Below are 16063 nucleotides of genomic sequence, written 5' to 3'. Positions count from 1 at the left end.
TCGGTGCTGGACGTGGCGGTGACCGCCGGCCAGACCATCTCGGACCTGCTGAACCAGATGAAGGCCAAGGCGCTGGAGGCGTCGGACACCTCGCTGTCCACCACCGACCGTGCAGCCATCAACTCCGACTTCCAGTCGCTGATCGGCCAGATCAAGAACGCGGTGTCCAACGCCAGCTTCGACGGCGCCAACATGATCCAGACCGGCGGCACGACGCTCTACGCCCTGTCCGGGCCCAGCGGGACCAACAAGCTGACCCTGGCCGCCCAGTCGCTGGCGCTCGGCGGCGCCAACCTGACGGTGGCCGCCACCGCCAGCTTCACCACCGCCACCCAAGCCTCCACCCTGCTGACGACGATCAACACCTCGATCACCAATGTGAACGCGGCGGTGGCCAAGCTCGGCACCGAGGCGAACGCTGTGACCACCAACCTCACCTTCGTCTCGAGCCTGAGCAACACGCTGACCAGCGGCGTGGGCAACCTGGTGGACGCCGACGTGGCCGCCGAGAGCGCGACGCTGCAGGCCCTGCAGACCAAGCAGCAGCTCGGCATCCAGGCCCTCTCGATCGCCAACTCCTCCTCGTCAAACCTGCTCAGCCTGTTCCGCGGCTGATCGGGTCCATTCCGGCGGCGGCGCGCGGGGGCGAAAGCCTTCGCGCGCCGCAGTCGTTTGCAGGACCTCCCAAGCTGGACACCGCCTGATGCTGGCTGCATCGTCGCGCTCCGACCTGTACGCCGGAGTCAATCGCTTGCGCCGCCGCTCCTTCCTCGCCGCCCTGCCCGCCGCCGCAGCGGCCTCCGCCGTTTCCGCCCAGACGAACGGCGGACCTGGCCAAGGCGCTGCTCTTCGCGTTGATCCAACGGACGCCGAGCCGCTTCGGAAGTACCAGCCGGAAGGCGCCGAACGTTTCATACGGCCCGACGTGCACGCCGGCGACCGCCCGTCGGGAGCGAGCTTCTCCACCCGATCCGCGGCCTTCGGCCTGTCCGGCGCGGCCGGCACGGTGCACCCCATCGCCACCCTCACCGCCATCGAGACCCTGAAGAAGGGCGGATCGGCCGCCGACGCCGCCATCGCCGCCAACGCCTGCCTGGGCTTCCTGGAGCCCACGAGTTCAGGGCTGGGTGGTGACTGCTACGTCATGCTTTGGGATCCGAAGCAGGCCAAGGTGGTGGGCCTAGCGGGCTCGGGCCGCTCGCCCCAGGCCCTGTCTCTGGAGACGGTGCGCGCCCGCTCGCCGGGCGGCGTTCTCCCCCACATCGGCGCCCTCACCGTCTCCACCCCCGGCGCGCTGGACGCCTGGTGGAGCCTGCATCAGCGCTACGGCAAGCTGCCCTGGGCCGAGCTGTTCGCCCCCGCCATCCACCTGTGCGAGACCGGCGTGCCGGTGCCGCAGGTCATCGGCTACTACATCAAGCGCAACATGAAGGCCTTCGTGCGCCCCGGCTCGGGCGTGGAGGAAACGGCGAACGCCGCCCACGTCTATGCGCCGGGCGGCCAGGCGCCGTCCGAAGGCGACGTGTTTCGTAATCCCGACCTGGCCAAGACCTACCGCATGATCGCAGCCGGCGGGCGGGACGCCTTCTACGAAGGTCCGATCGCCCAGGCCATCGATGCCTATTTCAGGCGCATCGGCGGCTGGCTCTCCTATGACGACCTGAAGCGCCACCATTCGGAATGGAACACGCCGCTGGTCACCACCTACCGCGGCGTCCAGGTCTACGGCATGGCGGCCAACACCCAGGGTGCGGCCACCCTGCAGATGCTGAACATGCTGGAGACCTTCGACCTGCGCCAGGCCGGCTTCCAGTCGCCGCTCTCCATCCACCTGCAGACGGAGGCCAAGCGGCTGGCTTACGAGGACCGCGCCCGCTACTACACCGACCCGGACTTCAGCCGCGTGCCGTTCGAGTGGCTGACCTCGAAGGCCTACGCCGCCCAGCGCGCCAAGCTGATCCGCGGCGATCGCATCCTCACCCCCGTCTATCCCGGCCAGGCGCCCAGCCACGGCGACACCACCTACTTCACCACCTCCGACGCCGACGGGATGATGGTGTCGATGATCCAGTCCAACTTCCGCGGCATGGGCTCGGGGCTGGTGTCGGACGCCCCCGGCGGCCATGCCGACTGGAGGACGCTGGGCTTCATGTTCCAGAACCGCGGCGAGCTGTTCTCGCTGCAGCCCGGCCATCAGAACCTTTATGCGCCGGGCAAGCGGCCGTTCCAGACCATCATCCCGGGCTTCGCCACCCGCGACGGAGCGCCCTGGATGAGCTTCGGGGTCATGGGCGGCGACATGCAGCCGATGGGCCAGACCCAGATCATCGTCAACCGGGTGGACTATGGCCTGGACATCCAAGCCGCCAGCGACAGCCCGCGCTGGCACCACGAGGGCTCCACCCAGTCCATGGGCGAGGACCCGCCGCACCTAGGCCCGCTCGGCGTGCTGCGGCTGGAGTCCGGCGTGCCCACGGCGACCCGGGCCGCGCTCGTCGCCATGGGCTGGCCGATGGGCGAGTCTGACGGCGGCTTCGGCCGCTATGAGTGCATCGAGCACCGCATGAACGGGGCCGACCGGGTCTGGTCCGCCGCCAGCGAGATGCGCGCCGACGGCTGCGCCCTGGCCTACTGACCCCGCAGTTGGCCCAACCTACAGCTACGCAGATCGAGGCCGCTCGCACCTGGCTGGCGGAGTGTGATCCTGTGCTCGCCAAGGCGCACGCCTGCGTGCCGCCCTTTGACTGGCGGGCGCGGCCGGCAGGCTTCGCGGGCCTGATCCAGCTTATCGCCGAGCAGCAGGTCTCCGTCGCCTCGGCCGCGGCGATCTGGGCGCGCGTCGTGGCGGGGCTTGGAGAGGTCACGGCGGAGGCGGTGCTCGCCCGCGACGAGACGGCGCTGAAGGCTTTCGGCCTGTCCACCCCCAAGGCTCGCTACACGCTCGGCATCGCCGCCGCCCACGCAGGCCGCACGGTCGACCTGGAGGCGCTCGCCGCCCTGGACGACGAGGCGGCCATCGCCGCGCTGGTGTCGCTGAAAGGCGTCGGCCGTTGGACGGCGGAGGTCTATCTGCTGTTCTGCGAAGGCCGGCTCGACGCCTTCCCCGCCGGCGACCTGGCGCTGCAGGAAGCGGTTCGGGTGCTGGAGCGGGCTGAAGCCAGGCTCAGCGAAAAGGCGCTCTACGCCCGGGCCGAGGTCTGGAAGCCATATCGGGGCGTGGCCACGCACCTGCTCTGGGACTACTACCTCGCCCGACGGGCGGGCCTGATCCCCTCGGACATGGATGGCGAGGAGGGCTGATGGCCAGGCTGCTGGACGGACCCCGGGTGGCGCCGGCGACGGGAGGGCCAGCGCGCCAGCTGGTCATCTTCGCCCACGGCTACGGCTCCAACGGCGACGACCTGATCGGCCTGGCGCCCTACCTGGCCCAGGCCCTTCCCGAGGCCGCCTTCGCCGCGCCAAACGCGCCGGAGCCCGTGCCGGGCTTTCCGGGTGCCGCCTACCAGTGGTTCCCGCTCACCGGCATGGACCTGGATCGCCTGGCCGCGGGGGTCCAGTCGGCGGCGTCCACGCTGGACGCCTTCATCGATGCGGAGCTGGCGCGCCATCGCCTGCCGGCGTCGGCCTGCGCCCTGGTCGGCTTCAGCCAGGGTACGATGATGTCGCTGCACGTGGGCCCCCGCCGGCCCGAGGCGCTCGGCGCCGTGGTCGGCTTCTCAGGCCTGCTGGCCGCCCCCGAGCGGCTGGCGCGGGAGATCAGGAGCCGACCGCCCATGCTGCTCTGTCACGGCGATCGCGACGACCGGGTGCCCGCCCAGGCCATGTTCGCAGCCCTCGGCGCGCTCGGTGACGCCCAGGCTCCGGCGCTCTGGCGGCTCTGCCCCGGCCAGGGGCACACCATCCCGGAAGAGGCGCTGTCCCTGTCTGCGGAGTTCCTGCACGACGCCTTCGCAGGCGGCTTCGCAGGCTGGACCGGACCCGTGGGGCCCCGCGCATGACCCCGATCCTGACCGTCGGCGCCGGGCGCATGGGCGGCGCGACCGCCCGGGGCTGGCTGAAGGCCGGCGCCTTCGCCGCCGCCGACCTCGCCTTCCGTGACCCCCAGCCGGGGCTGGACGCCCAGGCGGCCGTAGCCAAGGGAGCCCTGGCCGATCCCGTCGACCTTACGCCCTTTCCGACCCTGCTGTTCGCGGTGAAGCCCCAGGTGTGGCGCGCCATCGCCGCCGACCTGGCCCACCGCCTGCATCCCGACGCGGTCGTCGTCTCCGTCGTGGCGGGGGTGCGGCTTGCCGCCCTGAAAGCGGCGTTCCAGGGCCGGCGGGTGGTTCGGGTGATGCCCACGACAGGCGTGGCCGCCGCACAGGGGGTCGCCAGCGTCTATGCGGAGGACGCGGACGCCCGCGCCCGCGCCCACACCCTGTTCGATCCCATCGCCGTCACCGTGGACCTGAACGAGGAAGGCCTGATGGACGCGGCGACCGCGGTCTCCGGCTCCGCGCCCGCCTACCTGTACGCCTTCGTGGAGGCGCTGGAGGCCGCGGGCGCCAAGGCCGGCCTGCCGCCCGACGAGTCCAGGGCGCTGGCCCGGGCCACCATCGCCAGCGCCGCGGGCCTGATGCAGCAGACCGGCGAGGAACCCGCGGAGCTGCGCCGCCAGGTCACCTCGCCGGGCGGGGTCACCCAGGCCGCACTGGAAGTGCTGATGGCGCCCGATACCGGCTTCCCGCACCTGCTCGACCAGGCGGTGGACGCCGCCATCCGCCGGTCTCGCGAGCTGGGGGACTGAGGGCGGCGCCGGGTTGAGCAGCGGCGCGCCGACGCCCCATATGGGCGCTCAGGCCTGAAGGGTTCCCATGTCCGACCTCAACCCCATCGATCCCGCCGACGACCTGCCGCCGGAGCTGACCGCCGCCGGGGTGCGACCCGGCCCCGGCTCGTTTCCCGGCGACATCCTGGACCGCGCCGCCGCCAGCGCCCTGGAGTTGGCCGCCGATCGCCCCTGGGGCGAGATCAGCCTGCGCGACATCGCCCGCGCCGCTGGTGTCTCCTTCGCCGAGCTCTACGCCCGGGCGGACGGCAAGGACGCCCTGCTCGACCATCTGTCGCGCCAAGCCGACGCGGCCGCCCTGGCCAGCGGCGAGGCTGATGAGAGCACGGAGGCCCACGACCGCCTGTTCGAGGCTGTGATGGCGAGGCTGGAGGCCATGGCGCCCCACCGCGACGCCCTGATCGCCATCGCCCGAGCCCAGGGCCCGCTGGCGCTGTTCCCGCGCCTCCCGCGCACCGCCAAGGCCCTGCTGGAGGCTGCGGGGATCGACACCGGCGGCGCGCGCGGGGCGCTTCGGCTCGCCGGCATGACGCGGGTCTGGGCGCGCACCCTGCAGGTCTGGCGCGACGATCAGGGCGCGCTGAACCGCACCATGGCCGAGATCGACAAGCTGCTGCGCACGATGAACCAACGTCTCGGCCGCGTGAATGCGGGGTTCTGAATGGACAGCGCCTCTGACGCTGAGGCCTGAGGCGCCGGCGGCCTTGTGATCCTGCGACCTTGCGGGCCCGTGATCGACGCCGGCGCGGCGGAGCGGACAAGGGAGCGGCTGGGCTCCGGCGTCGCGCTCGAAGCCGCTTGGCCTGCGCTGGCGCCGGTCTTCGCCGCCTCGCCCTATCTCTCCGGGCTGGCGACGCGCGATCCGGGGCGGCTGGAGCGCCTGGTGCAGGGCGAACCGGACCCGACCCTCGCCGACATCCTGGCCCGCACCCGCGCAGCGGCGGCCCTTCCACCGGCCGAAGCCGGCCCGGAGCTGCGACGACTGAAGGCCGAGCTGCACCTGATCGTCGCGCTCTGCGATCTCGGCGGTCTGTGGAGGCTGGAGCAGGTGACCGGCGCGCTGTCGGACTTCGCCGACGCCGCCGTCCAGTCGGCCCTCACGGTCGCTGCGGCCGACGAACGCGGCAAGGGCCGCCTGCTGGCGGACATGCCCGCCGGGTCCGGTCCCCTGCCGGGCCTGTTCTGCCTGGCGCTCGGCAAGCACGGGGCGGGCGAGCTGAACTACTCCTCCGACATCGACATCAGCCTCTTCTACGCACCCGAGGCCCTGCCCGTCGCACCAGGGGTGGAGCCGCAGGCCCTGGCGTTGCGGGTCACGCGCGCACTCGCCAGCCTGCTGCAGGAGCGTACGGCGGAAGGCTATGTCCTCCGGGTCGATCTGCGGCTGCGGCCCGATCCCGCCGCGACGCCCGTGGCCATGCCGGTGGAGGCCGCCCTCGTCTACTACGAGACGTCGGGCCAGAACTGGGAACGGGCCGCGATGATCAAGGCGCGTCCCTGCGCGGGCGATCTCGCCCGCGGCGAGGCTTTCCTGGCGGAGCTGCGGCCCTTCATCTGGCGGCGCAACCTCGATTACGCCGCCATCGCCGACATCGGCGCGATCAAGCGCCAGATCCACGTGCACAGGGTGGACGAGCGCCTCTCTGCGCCGGGCCACAACCTGAAGCTCGGCGCGGGCGGTATCCGTGAGATCGAGTTCTTCGTCCAGACCCAGCAGCTGATCCTGGGCGGGCGCAGGCCGGGCCTGCGCTGCCGACGCACCCTCGACGCGCTGGCGGCTCTGGAGGCCGCCTGCCAGGTGGCCCAGGACGCGGCCTGCGACCTGGCCGGGGCCTACGACCGGCTGCGCGGCTGGGAGCACCGGGTGCAGATGATCGCCGACGAGCAGACCCATTTGCTGCCGGAGGACAAGGCCACCCGCACCGCCGTCGCCGCGCTTGCGGGCTTCGTGGATTTGACGGCTTTCGACAACGAGGTCTCGTACACGCTCGAAACGGTGAACGCCCGCTACGCCGCCCTGTTCGCCGAGGACGAGGACCTGTCCAGTCCGTTCGGCAGCCTGGTCTTCACCGGGGTGGAGGACGATCCGGAGACCCTGGCCACCCTGGCGCGGATGGGCTTCTCCAATCCCGAGCAGGTGTCGGGCCTGATCCGCGGCTGGCACACCGGGCGGGCCTCGGCCACCCGCAGCCCGCGCGGGCGCGAGCTGTTCACCCGGCTGGCGCCCCGCCTGCTGGAGGCGGCTCAGTCCACCGGGGCGCCGGACCCGGCCTTCAACCGCTTCGCCGACTTCTTCACAGGGCTGGCTGCGGGCGTGCAGGTGATGTCGCTGTTCCTGGCCAAGCCGGAGCTGCTGCAGTTGCTCGTGCGGGTGATGGCCTATGCGCCAGAACTCGCCGCCGCCTTGGCCCGCCAGCCCGCGGCGCTGGACGCCTTGCTCGAACCGAGCTTCTTCGCCCCGCTCGAGCCACGGGAGGCCGCCGCGGTCCTCGACGCCACGGTGGGCCGGGCGACGAGCTTCGAGGCCGCCATAGCCGCCGCCCGCATTGCGCACCGCGACCAGGCCTTCCGCGTCGGCGTCCAGGTGATGAGCGGGACCGCCGACGCGCGGGAGGCCGGCCGCAGCTTCGCCGCCCTGGCGGACGCCTGCATGGGCGCGCTCGGCCCCGCCGCCTTGGCCGAGACGGTGCGGCTGGGGGGCGCCTTCCCCGGCGAGGTGGCTGTCGTGGCGCTGGGCCGGGCAGGCTCGCGCGAGATGACGGCCCGGTCGGACCTGGACCTCATGACCCTCTACAGGTCTGCAGATCCCAGCGCGTCCTCGGCCCTGAAGGGCTGGAGCGCCGAGACCTTCTACGCCCGCTTCGCCCAGCGGCTGACCACCGCCCTGTCCGCTCCCACGGCAGAAGGCGGCCTGTATGCGGTGGACCTGCAGCTGCGCCCCTCTGGCCGGGCGGGTCCGGTGGCGGTGAGGCTGCAGGCCTTCCGAGACTATCATGCGAAGGAGGCCGAGACCTGGGAGGCGCTGGCCCTGACCAGGGCGCGGGTCGCCTGGGCGTCTTCGGACGACGTCTTCGCAGCCACGACCGACGCCATCCTCGCGGCCCTGCGCCAGCCGCGCGATCCGGGCCGCACCGCCCGCGACGTGTGCGAGATGCGCGCCCTGATGCTGCGCGAGCGCCCGCCCCGGAGCGCCTGGGACCTGAAGCTCACGCCCGGCGGCCTGGTGGACATAGAGTTCGCCGCCCAGGCGCTCCAGATCGTGCATGCCGCGGCGGGAGGCCCGCTGCACACCGCCACGGGTCCGGCGCTGCGAGGATTGGCGAATGCGAAACTGGCCGACGCGGACGCGCTTTCGACCCTGCAGGGCGCGTTGCGCCTGCAATCCTCGCTGAACCAGCTGCTGAAGTTGGCGCTCCCCGACGGGACCGATCCGGACGGGGAACCTGAGGGCTTCGGGGTCCTGCTGGCCAAGGCGGCCGGCCTGGACGATTTCGCAGAACTGGAGGCCTTGCTCGCTACGACGCAGCGCGAGGCGCGTTCCGCCTACGAGGCCGTTCTCGGCGGGCTAGGTTAGGGTCCGCCTGTCTGCGGGAGCGAAGGATCGCCGCTATGACCCTTCACCTTCCAGAGAGTGGACCCGCCTGGACGATCCTAGTTCGGCCGCAGCACCACCTTGTTCCAGTCGTTCTGGTTGTCGTGGAAGTTCTTGTAGCCGGTTGGCGCGTCTTCCAGCGACAGGCGGTGGCTGATGATGAAGGACGGATCGATCTCGCCCTTCTGGATGCGCTCCAGCAGCGGCGCGAGATACTTGTGCATGTTGGTCTGGCCCATCTTGAAGGTCAGGCCCTTGCCGAAGGCCGCCCCGAACGGGACCTTGTCCAGCACCCCGCCATAGACGCCCGGGATCGACAGGGTGCCGCCCGGACGGCAGGCGACGATGGCCTCGCGCAGCACATGAGGCCGGTCGAAGCTGATCTTCAGCGTCGTCTTGACGAAGTCCATGACGTTGTCGGGCGACCAGCCGTGGCTCTCCAGACCCACGCAGTCGATGCAGTGGTCGGGCCCCCGGCCGCCGGTCATCTCGGTCAGCGCCTGGTTGGTCTTCACCTCGGTGTAGTTGATCACGTCGGCGCCGGCGGCCCTGGCCTTCTCCAGGCGGTTGGCGTGGTGGTCGATGGCGATGACGCGCGAGGCGCCGAGCAGGAAGCAGCTCTTCACGCAGAGCTGGCCCACCGGCCCCATGCCCCAGATGGCGATGGTGTCGCCATCCTGAATGTTGCAGTTCTCCGCCGCCTGGTAGGCGGTGGGGAAGATGTCGGACAGGAACAGCACCTGCTCGTCGTCCAGCCCCTGGGGGATCTTGATCGGCCCGACATTGCCGAACGGGATGCGGACGTACTCCGCCTGGCCGCCGGCGTAGCCGCCCATCATGTGGGTGTAGCCGTAAAGCCCCGAGCCGACGTAGCCGTACAGCGCCTCCATCATCGGCGCCTTGTCCGAGGGGTTGGAGTTCTCGCAGGCGGCGTAGAAGGACTGCTTGCAGTGGCCGCACTGGCCGCAGGCGATGGTGAAGGGGTTCACCACCCGGTCGCCGACCTTCAGGTTGTGCACCTCGGGGCCGACCTCGACCACCTCGCCCATGAACTCGTGGCCCATGATGTCGCCGGAGACCATGGTGGGCATCTGGCCGTCATAGAGGTGGAGGTCCGAGCCGCAGATGGCGGTGGCGGTGGTCTTGAGGATGATGTCGTGCGGGTTGACGATCTTGGGGTCGGGGACGGTATCCACGCGGATGTCGTGACGGCCATGCCAGGTGACGGCGCGCATATGGTGCTCCTGAAATGTATGAGGGTGGCGCGCGCTCAGCGCGTCTCGGCCTGGCGTTCTTCGGCGGTGGCCTTGCTCTTGTCGTAGCGGGGTGCGGCGTCGGGCGCCTGCGTCGTGGCGATCTCGCCAGTCTCCAGCAGCATCTTCAGCCGGCGCAAGTCCCGGTGGGCCTGCATGCCGGGCTCCATCGCGAACAGCTCGGCCACCGTCTTGCCCAGAGCGCCGCCGGGCGGGGAGTAGACGAGGGTGGCGTGCACCTCCACGCCCCGGTCGCCCGGCGCATCGCGGAACTCGACCGTGCCGTGGTTCTTCACCTGGGCGCCGGGCGCGGTCTCCCAGGCGATCAGGCGGCCCGGCTCGTCCCGTGTGACCACCGCGTCCCATTCCACCGTCTGGCCGGCGGGCGCCTTGACCACCCAGTGGGACCGCGTGGCGTCCAGCTCGTCCACCCGCTCGATGTTCTCCATGAACCGGCCAAGGTTGGAGAAGCGGCGGAAGAAGCCGTAGACCTCGTCCCGCGACTTGCCGATGGTGACGGCGCGGACGGCCACCTCGCCATCGACGCCGCGGTCCGACTTCGACTTCAGGGCGTCCTGCGGGACGGACGGGCTCGAATCCATGGCGGCCTCCTTGTTTGCCGCCTAACCGGTCACCCGGCGGCGATGTTCCCAGCGGGCGCCGGGCTCAGCTCCGGTGGACCTGCACGACCAGAAGCGTGACGACGGCAGCCAGCATCTGGGGCGGCCGGAACAGGACGAAATAGGCCGGCGCCTCGCGCCGCCGCGCCGCTACGGCGTCGAGCACGCCCACCCCGGCCAGCCCTAATGCGGCGATTGCGGGGCTGACGAGCACCAGGCTGACCACCCCCAGTCCGAAGGCCGCCAGCATGGTGGCGAGTTCACTCATCCGTCCGCCCCCGGCCTCCGAGAAGGTCAGGCCGCGCCGCACGCCGGCGAAGAAGGCCAGCAGGCTCCCCGCCCAGATCACCGCCAGCGTCCGCACCAGAGGCTGGGCCGCGGCCGGCGCCAGCCACGTCAGGGCCGCACAGACGATGAGCGGGATCAGCGCCGACGTGCCGAGCAGCAGGTCGAACCCGCGTTTGGCTCGCCCCAGATCGGCGCCCGTGGGGATTCGCTCGGCGATGCGGCTCATCTCTAGCCAACGCAGGGCCTGTGCGCAGGATGCCTCACGCCTGCTCCGCTCATCAGTCGGGCGGCCGCCAGCCTTGCTCGACGGCGAGTGAATCCAGACACCGTCCCAACCCGTCCCACCATGTCGGCAGGGCGACACCGAATGTCGCCTGAACCCGGCCGCAGTCCAGCCGCGAGTTGGCGGGCCGGGCGGCGGGCTTGGGGTAGTCGGCCGTGGCGATCACGCGGACCCGGGCGAACGGCCCGCCCCGCCGTTGCGAGCCCTCGAAGATGGCGGCGGCGAACTCCGCCCAGCTCGCCTCGCCGGTCCCGGCCATGTGATAGAGCCCGGGCTCACCCTGGCCGGCGTGGAGTGCGGCGGCGATCTTCAGCACGCCCTCGGCGATGTCGTCGGCGGAGGTGGGGCAGCCCAGCTGGTCGCCCACGACCCCCACCTCGTCCCGCGTCTCGGCCAGGCGCAGCATGGTGCGTACGAAGTTCTTGCCGTGCGGCGCATAGACCCAGGCCGTGCGCAGGATCACGTGCCTGAAGTTGGCGTGGGCGACGGCGATCTCGCCCGCCAGCTTGCTGACCCCGTAGACGGTCACCGGGCCGGTGGCGTCGGCCTCGACATAGGGCGAGGGCTTGCGCCCGTCGAAGACGTAGTCGGTGGACAGGTGCAGGATCGGCGCGCCGAGCTCTGCGGCCACCTCGGCCAGACGGGCCGGCGCGAGTGCGTTGACTTGGTGCGCGCGCTCCGGCTCGCTCTCCGCCTGGTCCACGGCGGTATAGGCGGCGGCGCTGACCAGCACGTCCGGACGGGTGGCCTGCAACGCGGGGGCGAGGGTCTCCAGCCGTTCGAGGTCCAGCTCCGGCCGGCCGAGGCGCACGACCTCGATCTCCCTGCGCCCACCCGCCAGGGCCAGGGCCGTCGCTACCTGGCCGTCGCGACCCGTCACCACCAGCCGCATCGGCGCTCTCCTGTTCGGATGGCCTCGGATCAGCCGATCGCCGGGCTTGGCTCGGGCGCGCCGGCCGAGAGGCCCAGACGGCCGCCGCCATAGCGCCCTCTGAGCGGCCGCCACCAGTCCTCGCGGTCGATGTACCATTGCACGGTCTTGGCCACCCCGGTCTCGAAGCTCTCCCGCGCCCGCCAGCCCAGCTCGGCTTCCAGCTTGGTCGCGTCGATGGCGTAGCGCTGGTCATGGCCCGGCCGGTCGGCGACAAAGGTGATCAGGTTGCGGCGGGGCGCGCCCGCAGGCCTGAGTGCGTCGAGCCGGTCGCAGATGACCTGCACGACCTGCAGGTTGGTCCGCTCGTTGCAGCCGCCGACGTTGTAGCTCTCGCCAGGGCGGCCGCGCTGGACGATCAGGGCGAGGGCTCGGGCGTGGTCGTCGACATAGAGCCAGTCGCGCACGTTGTCGCCGCGGCCGTAGACCGGCAAGGGTGCGCCCACCATCGCGTTCAGGATGGTGAGCGGGATCAGCTTCTCGGGAAAGTGGTAGGGCCCGTAATTGTTGGAGCAGTTGGAGACCAGCACCGGCAGGCCATAGGTGTGGAACCAAGCCCGGGCGAGGTGGTCCGACGCCGCCTTCGAGGCCGAATAGGGCGAGCGCGGATCGTAGGGCGTGGTCTCGCTGAACAGACCCTGGGCGCCCAGGCTGCCGAACACCTCGTCGGTGGAGATGTGCAGGAAGCGGAAGTGGTCCCTGGCCTCGCCCTCCAGCACCCGCCAATAGGCCAGCGCAGCCTGGAGCATGATGAAGGTCCCCACGACGTTGGTGGTCACGAAGTCTTCGGGGCCGGTGATGGAGCGGTCCACGTGGCTCTCGGCGGCGAGGTGCAGCACGGCGGTGGGGCGGAACTCGGCGAAGGTGCGCGCCATGAAGGCGGCGTCGGCGACATCGCCGCGGACGAAGCCGTACCGATCCGAGGCGTCGACCTCACCCAGGCTCGCCAGGCACCCGGCATAGGTGAGCTTGTCCAGGTTCAGCACCCGGGCCGGGGTGTCGGTGATCAGGTGGCGCACGACGGCCGAGCCGATGAAGCCGGCGCCGCCGGTGACCAGCACCCGGTCGGCGGCGTCGAAGTCGCGTGTCGGGCTCGTGCCCGAGGTCATGCTCACGCGGCCCCCGTCGCCCGTTCGGCCTGTTCCTCGGCCACCCGCATGAGATACTGGCCATAGCCGCTCTTGCCGAGCTCGCGGCCGAGAGCGGACAGCGCGTCGGCGCTGATCCAGCCGTTCTCCAGGGCGATCACCTCCGGGCAGCAGATGCGCTCGCCCTGCCGGTTCTCCAGCGCCCGCACATAGGCCGACGCCTCCATCAGGCTGTCGGGCGTGCCGCTGTCCAGCCAAGCCATCCCGCGGCCCATGCGCGCCACATGCAGGTGGCCCCGCTCCAGATAGGCGCGGTTGACGTCGGTGATCTCCAGCTCGCCCCGGGCGGAAGGGCGCACGTCGGCGGCGATATCCACCACCCGCTCGTCGTAGAAGTAGAGACCCGTCACCGCCCAGTGCGACTTGGGCTGGAGGGGCTTCTCCTCGATCGACAGGGCGCGCCCCTGCTCGTCGAAGCCGACGACCCCGAACCGCTCCGGGTCCGCCACGCGATAGCCGAACACGCTGGCCCCCACCTCCCGCGCGCGGGCGTCGCGCATGAGGGCGGTGAGGCCCGCGCCATGGAAGATGTTGTCGCCGAGGATCAGGGCCGAAGGGCCGCCGCGTACGAAGTCCGCCCCGATGTGGAAGGCCTGGGCCAGACCCTCAGGCCGCGGCTGCTCGGCATAGGACAGGCCGACGCCCCAGCGTGCGCCATCACCCAGCAGGCGCTGGAAGATCGGCAGGTCCACCGGCGTGGAGATGATCAGCACCTCGCGCACGCCCGCCTGCATAAGGGTGGCGAGCGGAAAGTAGATCATCGGCCGGTCATAGACGGGCAGCATCTGCTTGGAGACGCCCAGCGTCATCGGATGCAGCCGCGTGCCGCTGCCCCCCGCCAGGATGATGCCTTTCATGACGCCGCCATCCTGAGCTCACCAGAAGCGCATCTGCACACGCCTAGAAGATCTCCCGCAGGTCAGCCAGGCGCTGGGCCTTGCGGTCCTTGTCCGACACCAACGGCTCCGCGCCGCTTAGCGGCCAGTCGACCGCTATGTCCGGGTCGTCGAAAGCCACCGCCCCGTCATGCTCGGCGCTGTAGTGGGCGGTGACCTTGTAGAGGAACTCCACGTCCTCGGTCAGGGTGCAGAAGCCGTGCAGGAAGCCGGGCGGAATCCAGAGCTGGCGCCAGTTGTCCACGCTCAGCTCCACTCCGACGTGACGGCCGAACGTCGGCGATTTCCTCCGCGCGTCCACCGCGACGTCATAGACCGCCCCACGGGTGACCCGCACCAGCTTGCCCTGAGCGAAGGGCGGCGTCTGATAGTGGAGCCCGCGGATCACACCCCGCCTGCTCGAGTGGGAATGGTTGTCCTGCACGAACGTGACAGGACCGGCCGCCGCCTCGAACAGGTCGGCCCGGAACACCTCGGAGAAGAAGCCCCGCGCATCGCCCTTCCGCGTAGGCGTCAGCAACAACGGCCCGTCGATGTCGAACGTCTCGACCTGCATAAGCACCACGATCCACGGCGCCAAGCCGGCTGGCCCAGGGCCCGTCCGGCGCTCAGCTCGACGCCAAACCTGCGTTCCGACCTAACCTGACGACTGAAAAGGCCGCCCCGCCAGCGGGACGGCCTTCAGATTGGTGGAGCTAAGCGGAGTCGAACCGCTGACCTCTTGAATGCCATTCAAGCGCTCTACCAGCTGAGCTATAGCCCCGGGATGCCCGGTCCGCGAGGGCCCGCCCCCACGAGGCGGCGACGTTTAGGTCAGCCGCATGTGGGGATCAAGCCCCTGTTTTCCGGGCCGGGCGTGGAATTCAGCGATCGTCGTCCTTGCCATGGTGTTCGATGTCCTCGTCGCCGAAAGCGGTGTCGTCCTCTTCCTCTTCAAGGAAGGGAACGTCCTCGGTCTCGGCCTCGAGCTCGGAAGCCTCCTCCTCCTCGAAGTCCACGCCGAGGTCGGGCTCAGGGCTGGCGACGGCGACGCCCTCCTCCGCCTCGTCGGCCTCAGCAGGCTCGGCCTCGATGGCCTCATCGATCTCGCGAGTGTCGTCGGCCTCCTCGAAGCCCTCGTCGTCGGCGTCCGGCTCCTTGGCCTTTACGGGAGCCTCGTCGGCCTCATAGTCGGGGGCGGTGGTGCGGGCGCGCACGCGGCGGGACCGCACGGCCTCCTCGGGGTCGAACTCGGTGGCGCACTTGGGGCAGGTCGCCGGGCGGCGGTTCAGATCGTAGAACTTGGCTTGGCAGTTGGGGCAGACCTGTTTGGTCCCCAGATCGGGATTGGCCAACGAGGACCTCGTGCTGGACTTCAGGGGGGGCTTGGGGTGGGCGGGCTCTTGGCGAGTCGGGCGGCTCCTTGCCATGCACCCGATGCGCTGTCAAAGCGCGCCCGCTGATGCACGACGACAGCCGGACGCGCCAGCCAGCGCGCGCCGAACAGGCCCACCGTGGCGCCAGCAGCGACCATGGCCAGCCCAAAGGCCAGAGCCACCCAGTAGAGGGGGGTGAAGAGCCGGGGCGGGTCCTGCTCTCCCTCAGGTCTCACAGCAGCTCCAGCAGGGAAGCTTCGTTCGGCTCAGCGGCCGCATCGGCGTGGCGGAACGGAAGGTGCGCCAGGGGGATGAGGCACGCCGCTGAAAGGCCGAGCAGGCGCACGCACGCCAGGTCAGGCTGGCCTGCGGCCGCCCACAGCGCGGCCAGCGTCCGCGCGCCTTTGGGCGAATGGAGCAGGGCGGCCTCGATGACGCCGCGCTCCAGCGCTGCGCAGGCGCAGGTCGGCAGGCGTTCGACCGGGCATGTCTGATAGAGGGGCAGAGACTCGACCCGCACACCGGCTGGGATCAACGCGCCGGTGAGGTCCCCAGCCGCCTCCTCGGCGCAGGGATGCAGGACACAGCCGTCGGGCGGCGCGGCCGCGATCCGCCGGGCCAGGCTCGCCACGTCGCCGTCGGCGGAGCTGACCTTCCGGAACCCTGCCGCGCGGGCGCCCTCGGCGGTCGCCTCGCCGACGGCGAACACCGGCCAGTCCCTCTGTGGCGTATGCCTGGCGAAGGCCAGCACGGCGTTCGCGCTCGTGAAGGCCAGCGCGACGACGCCGGACGGCAGGTCCGAGGGCGGTGGGAGCGGGCGCACCTCCAGCAGGCTGGCGACCAGCGGCGACCGGCCGAGCGCCTGCAGG

16 protein-coding genes and 1 tRNA gene are annotated in these 16063 nt (G+C 71.0%); 7 read left to right on the top strand and 10 right to left on the bottom strand.

Annotated features, from left to right (window positions below; all coding sequences use genetic code 11):
• The 7 genes from HUV06_RS08115 to HUV06_RS08085 form a co-directional block, all read left to right on the top strand.
• The coding region (locus HUV06_RS08115) for a flagellin (protein ID WP_174300765.1) at positions 1-615 on the top strand (615 nt) is incomplete at its 5' end.
• A gap of 88 nt (positions 616-703) precedes the next feature.
• On the top strand, positions 704-2635 hold the full coding sequence (locus HUV06_RS08110; RefSeq protein ID WP_217433721.1) for a gamma-glutamyltransferase family protein: 1932 nt from the start codon (positions 704-706) through the stop codon (positions 2633-2635).
• An 8-nt stretch (positions 2636-2643) separates the two neighbouring features.
• On the top strand, positions 2644-3300 hold the full coding sequence (locus tag HUV06_RS08105; protein WP_174300764.1) for a DNA-3-methyladenine glycosylase: 657 nt from the start codon (positions 2644-2646) through the stop codon (positions 3298-3300).
• The gene (locus HUV06_RS08100) at positions 3300-3998 is read left to right on the top strand and encodes an alpha/beta hydrolase (protein WP_174300763.1); all 699 of its coding nucleotides are present in this window, start codon (positions 3300-3302) and stop codon (positions 3996-3998) included. The genes HUV06_RS08105 and HUV06_RS08100 overlap by 1 nt, the downstream gene beginning before the upstream one ends.
• Positions 3995-4786, top strand: coding sequence for a pyrroline-5-carboxylate reductase (gene proC, locus HUV06_RS08095; protein WP_174300762.1), 792 nt, complete (start codon positions 3995-3997; stop codon positions 4784-4786). Before HUV06_RS08100 ends, proC begins: the two co-directional genes overlap by 4 nt.
• Positions 4787-4853: 67 nt before the next feature.
• The gene (locus tag HUV06_RS08090; protein WP_174300761.1) at positions 4854-5489 is read left to right on the top strand and encodes a TetR family transcriptional regulator; all 636 of its coding nucleotides are present in this window, start codon (positions 4854-4856) and stop codon (positions 5487-5489) included.
• Between the two features lie 45 nt (positions 5490-5534).
• Positions 5535-8402 (top strand): bifunctional [glutamine synthetase] adenylyltransferase/[glutamine synthetase]-adenylyl-L-tyrosine phosphorylase, encoded by a 2868-nt coding sequence (locus HUV06_RS08085; protein ID WP_174300760.1) that lies wholly within the window; start codon positions 5535-5537, stop codon positions 8400-8402.
• A gap of 77 nt (positions 8403-8479) precedes the next feature.
• Here HUV06_RS08085 and HUV06_RS08080 read toward each other — a convergent pair whose 3' ends face one another.
• The 10 genes from HUV06_RS08080 to HUV06_RS08035 form a co-directional block, all read right to left on the bottom strand.
• Positions 8480-9655, bottom strand: a complete 1176-nt coding sequence (locus HUV06_RS08080; RefSeq protein WP_174300759.1) for a zinc-dependent alcohol dehydrogenase — start codon at positions 9653-9655, stop codon at positions 8480-8482.
• Between the two features lie 35 nt (positions 9656-9690).
• Positions 9691-10275: an SRPBCC family protein gene (locus HUV06_RS08075; RefSeq protein WP_174300758.1), complete on the bottom strand. Its 585-nt coding sequence runs from the start codon at positions 10273-10275 to the stop codon at positions 9691-9693.
• 64 nt (positions 10276-10339) lie between these two features.
• Complete coding sequence (locus HUV06_RS08070) at positions 10340-10807, bottom strand: DUF3429 domain-containing protein (protein ID WP_174300757.1); 468 nt, start codon at positions 10805-10807, stop codon at positions 10340-10342.
• Positions 10808-10859: 52 nt separating this feature from the next.
• The gene (rfbD, locus tag HUV06_RS08065) at positions 10860-11756 is read right to left on the bottom strand and encodes a dTDP-4-dehydrorhamnose reductase (protein WP_174300756.1); all 897 of its coding nucleotides are present in this window, start codon (positions 11754-11756) and stop codon (positions 10860-10862) included.
• A gap of 29 nt (positions 11757-11785) precedes the next feature.
• Positions 11786-12904 (bottom strand): dTDP-glucose 4,6-dehydratase, encoded by a 1119-nt coding sequence (gene rfbB / locus HUV06_RS08060; RefSeq protein ID WP_174300767.1) that lies wholly within the window; start codon positions 12902-12904, stop codon positions 11786-11788.
• Positions 12905-12906: 2 nt separating this feature from the next.
• Positions 12907-13800, bottom strand: a complete 894-nt coding sequence (rfbA, locus tag HUV06_RS08055; protein ID WP_174300755.1) for a glucose-1-phosphate thymidylyltransferase RfbA — start codon at positions 13798-13800, stop codon at positions 12907-12909.
• Positions 13801-13843: 43 nt separating this feature from the next.
• Positions 13844-14419, bottom strand: a complete 576-nt coding sequence (gene rfbC / locus HUV06_RS08050; protein WP_371811028.1) for a dTDP-4-dehydrorhamnose 3,5-epimerase — start codon at positions 14417-14419, stop codon at positions 13844-13846.
• Between the two features lie 107 nt (positions 14420-14526).
• Positions 14527-14602, bottom strand: a tRNA-Ala gene (locus tag HUV06_RS08045).
• Between the two features lie 100 nt (positions 14603-14702).
• On the bottom strand, positions 14703-15173 hold the full coding sequence (locus HUV06_RS08040; protein WP_174300754.1) for a TIGR02300 family protein: 471 nt from the start codon (positions 15171-15173) through the stop codon (positions 14703-14705).
• A 253-nt stretch (positions 15174-15426) separates the two neighbouring features.
• Positions 15427-16063: uroporphyrinogen-III synthase (locus HUV06_RS08035; RefSeq protein ID WP_174300753.1), on the bottom strand; the 637-nt coding region annotated here is incomplete at its 5' end.

The sequence above is a fragment of the Caulobacter sp. S45 genome (assembly GCF_903642205.1).
In the GTDB taxonomy this organism is placed as follows: Bacteria; Pseudomonadota; Alphaproteobacteria; order Caulobacterales; family Caulobacteraceae; genus CAHJWH01.
This window is presented reverse-complemented; position numbering and strand designations above follow the sequence as displayed.

Excerpts from the sequence above, each read along its gene's own strand:
- HUV06_RS08110 (WP_217433721.1), top strand. The coding sequence starts at position 704 with ATGCTGGCTGCATCGTCGCGCTCCGACCTGTACGCCGGAGTCAATCGC.
- HUV06_RS08100 (WP_174300763.1), top strand. The coding sequence starts at position 3,300 with ATGGCCAGGCTGCTGGACGGACCCCGGGTGGCGCCGGCGACGGGAGGG.
- proC (WP_174300762.1), top strand. The coding sequence starts at position 3,995 with ATGACCCCGATCCTGACCGTCGGCGCCGGGCGCATGGGCGGCGCGACC.
- HUV06_RS08090 (WP_174300761.1), top strand. The coding sequence starts at position 4,854 with ATGTCCGACCTCAACCCCATCGATCCCGCCGACGACCTGCCGCCGGAG.
- HUV06_RS08080 (WP_174300759.1), bottom strand. The coding sequence starts at position 9,655 with ATGCGCGCCGTCACCTGGCATGGCCGTCACGACATCCGCGTGGATACC.
- HUV06_RS08075 (WP_174300758.1), bottom strand. The coding sequence starts at position 10,275 with ATGGATTCGAGCCCGTCCGTCCCGCAGGACGCCCTGAAGTCGAAGTCG.
- HUV06_RS08070 (WP_174300757.1), bottom strand. The coding sequence starts at position 10,807 with ATGAGCCGCATCGCCGAGCGAATCCCCACGGGCGCCGATCTGGGGCGA.
- rfbD (WP_174300756.1), bottom strand. The coding sequence starts at position 11,756 with ATGCGGCTGGTGGTGACGGGTCGCGACGGCCAGGTAGCGACGGCCCTG.
- rfbB (WP_174300767.1), bottom strand. The coding sequence starts at position 12,904 with ATGACCTCGGGCACGAGCCCGACACGCGACTTCGACGCCGCCGACCGG.
- rfbA (WP_174300755.1), bottom strand. The coding sequence starts at position 13,800 with ATGAAAGGCATCATCCTGGCGGGGGGCAGCGGCACGCGGCTGCATCCG.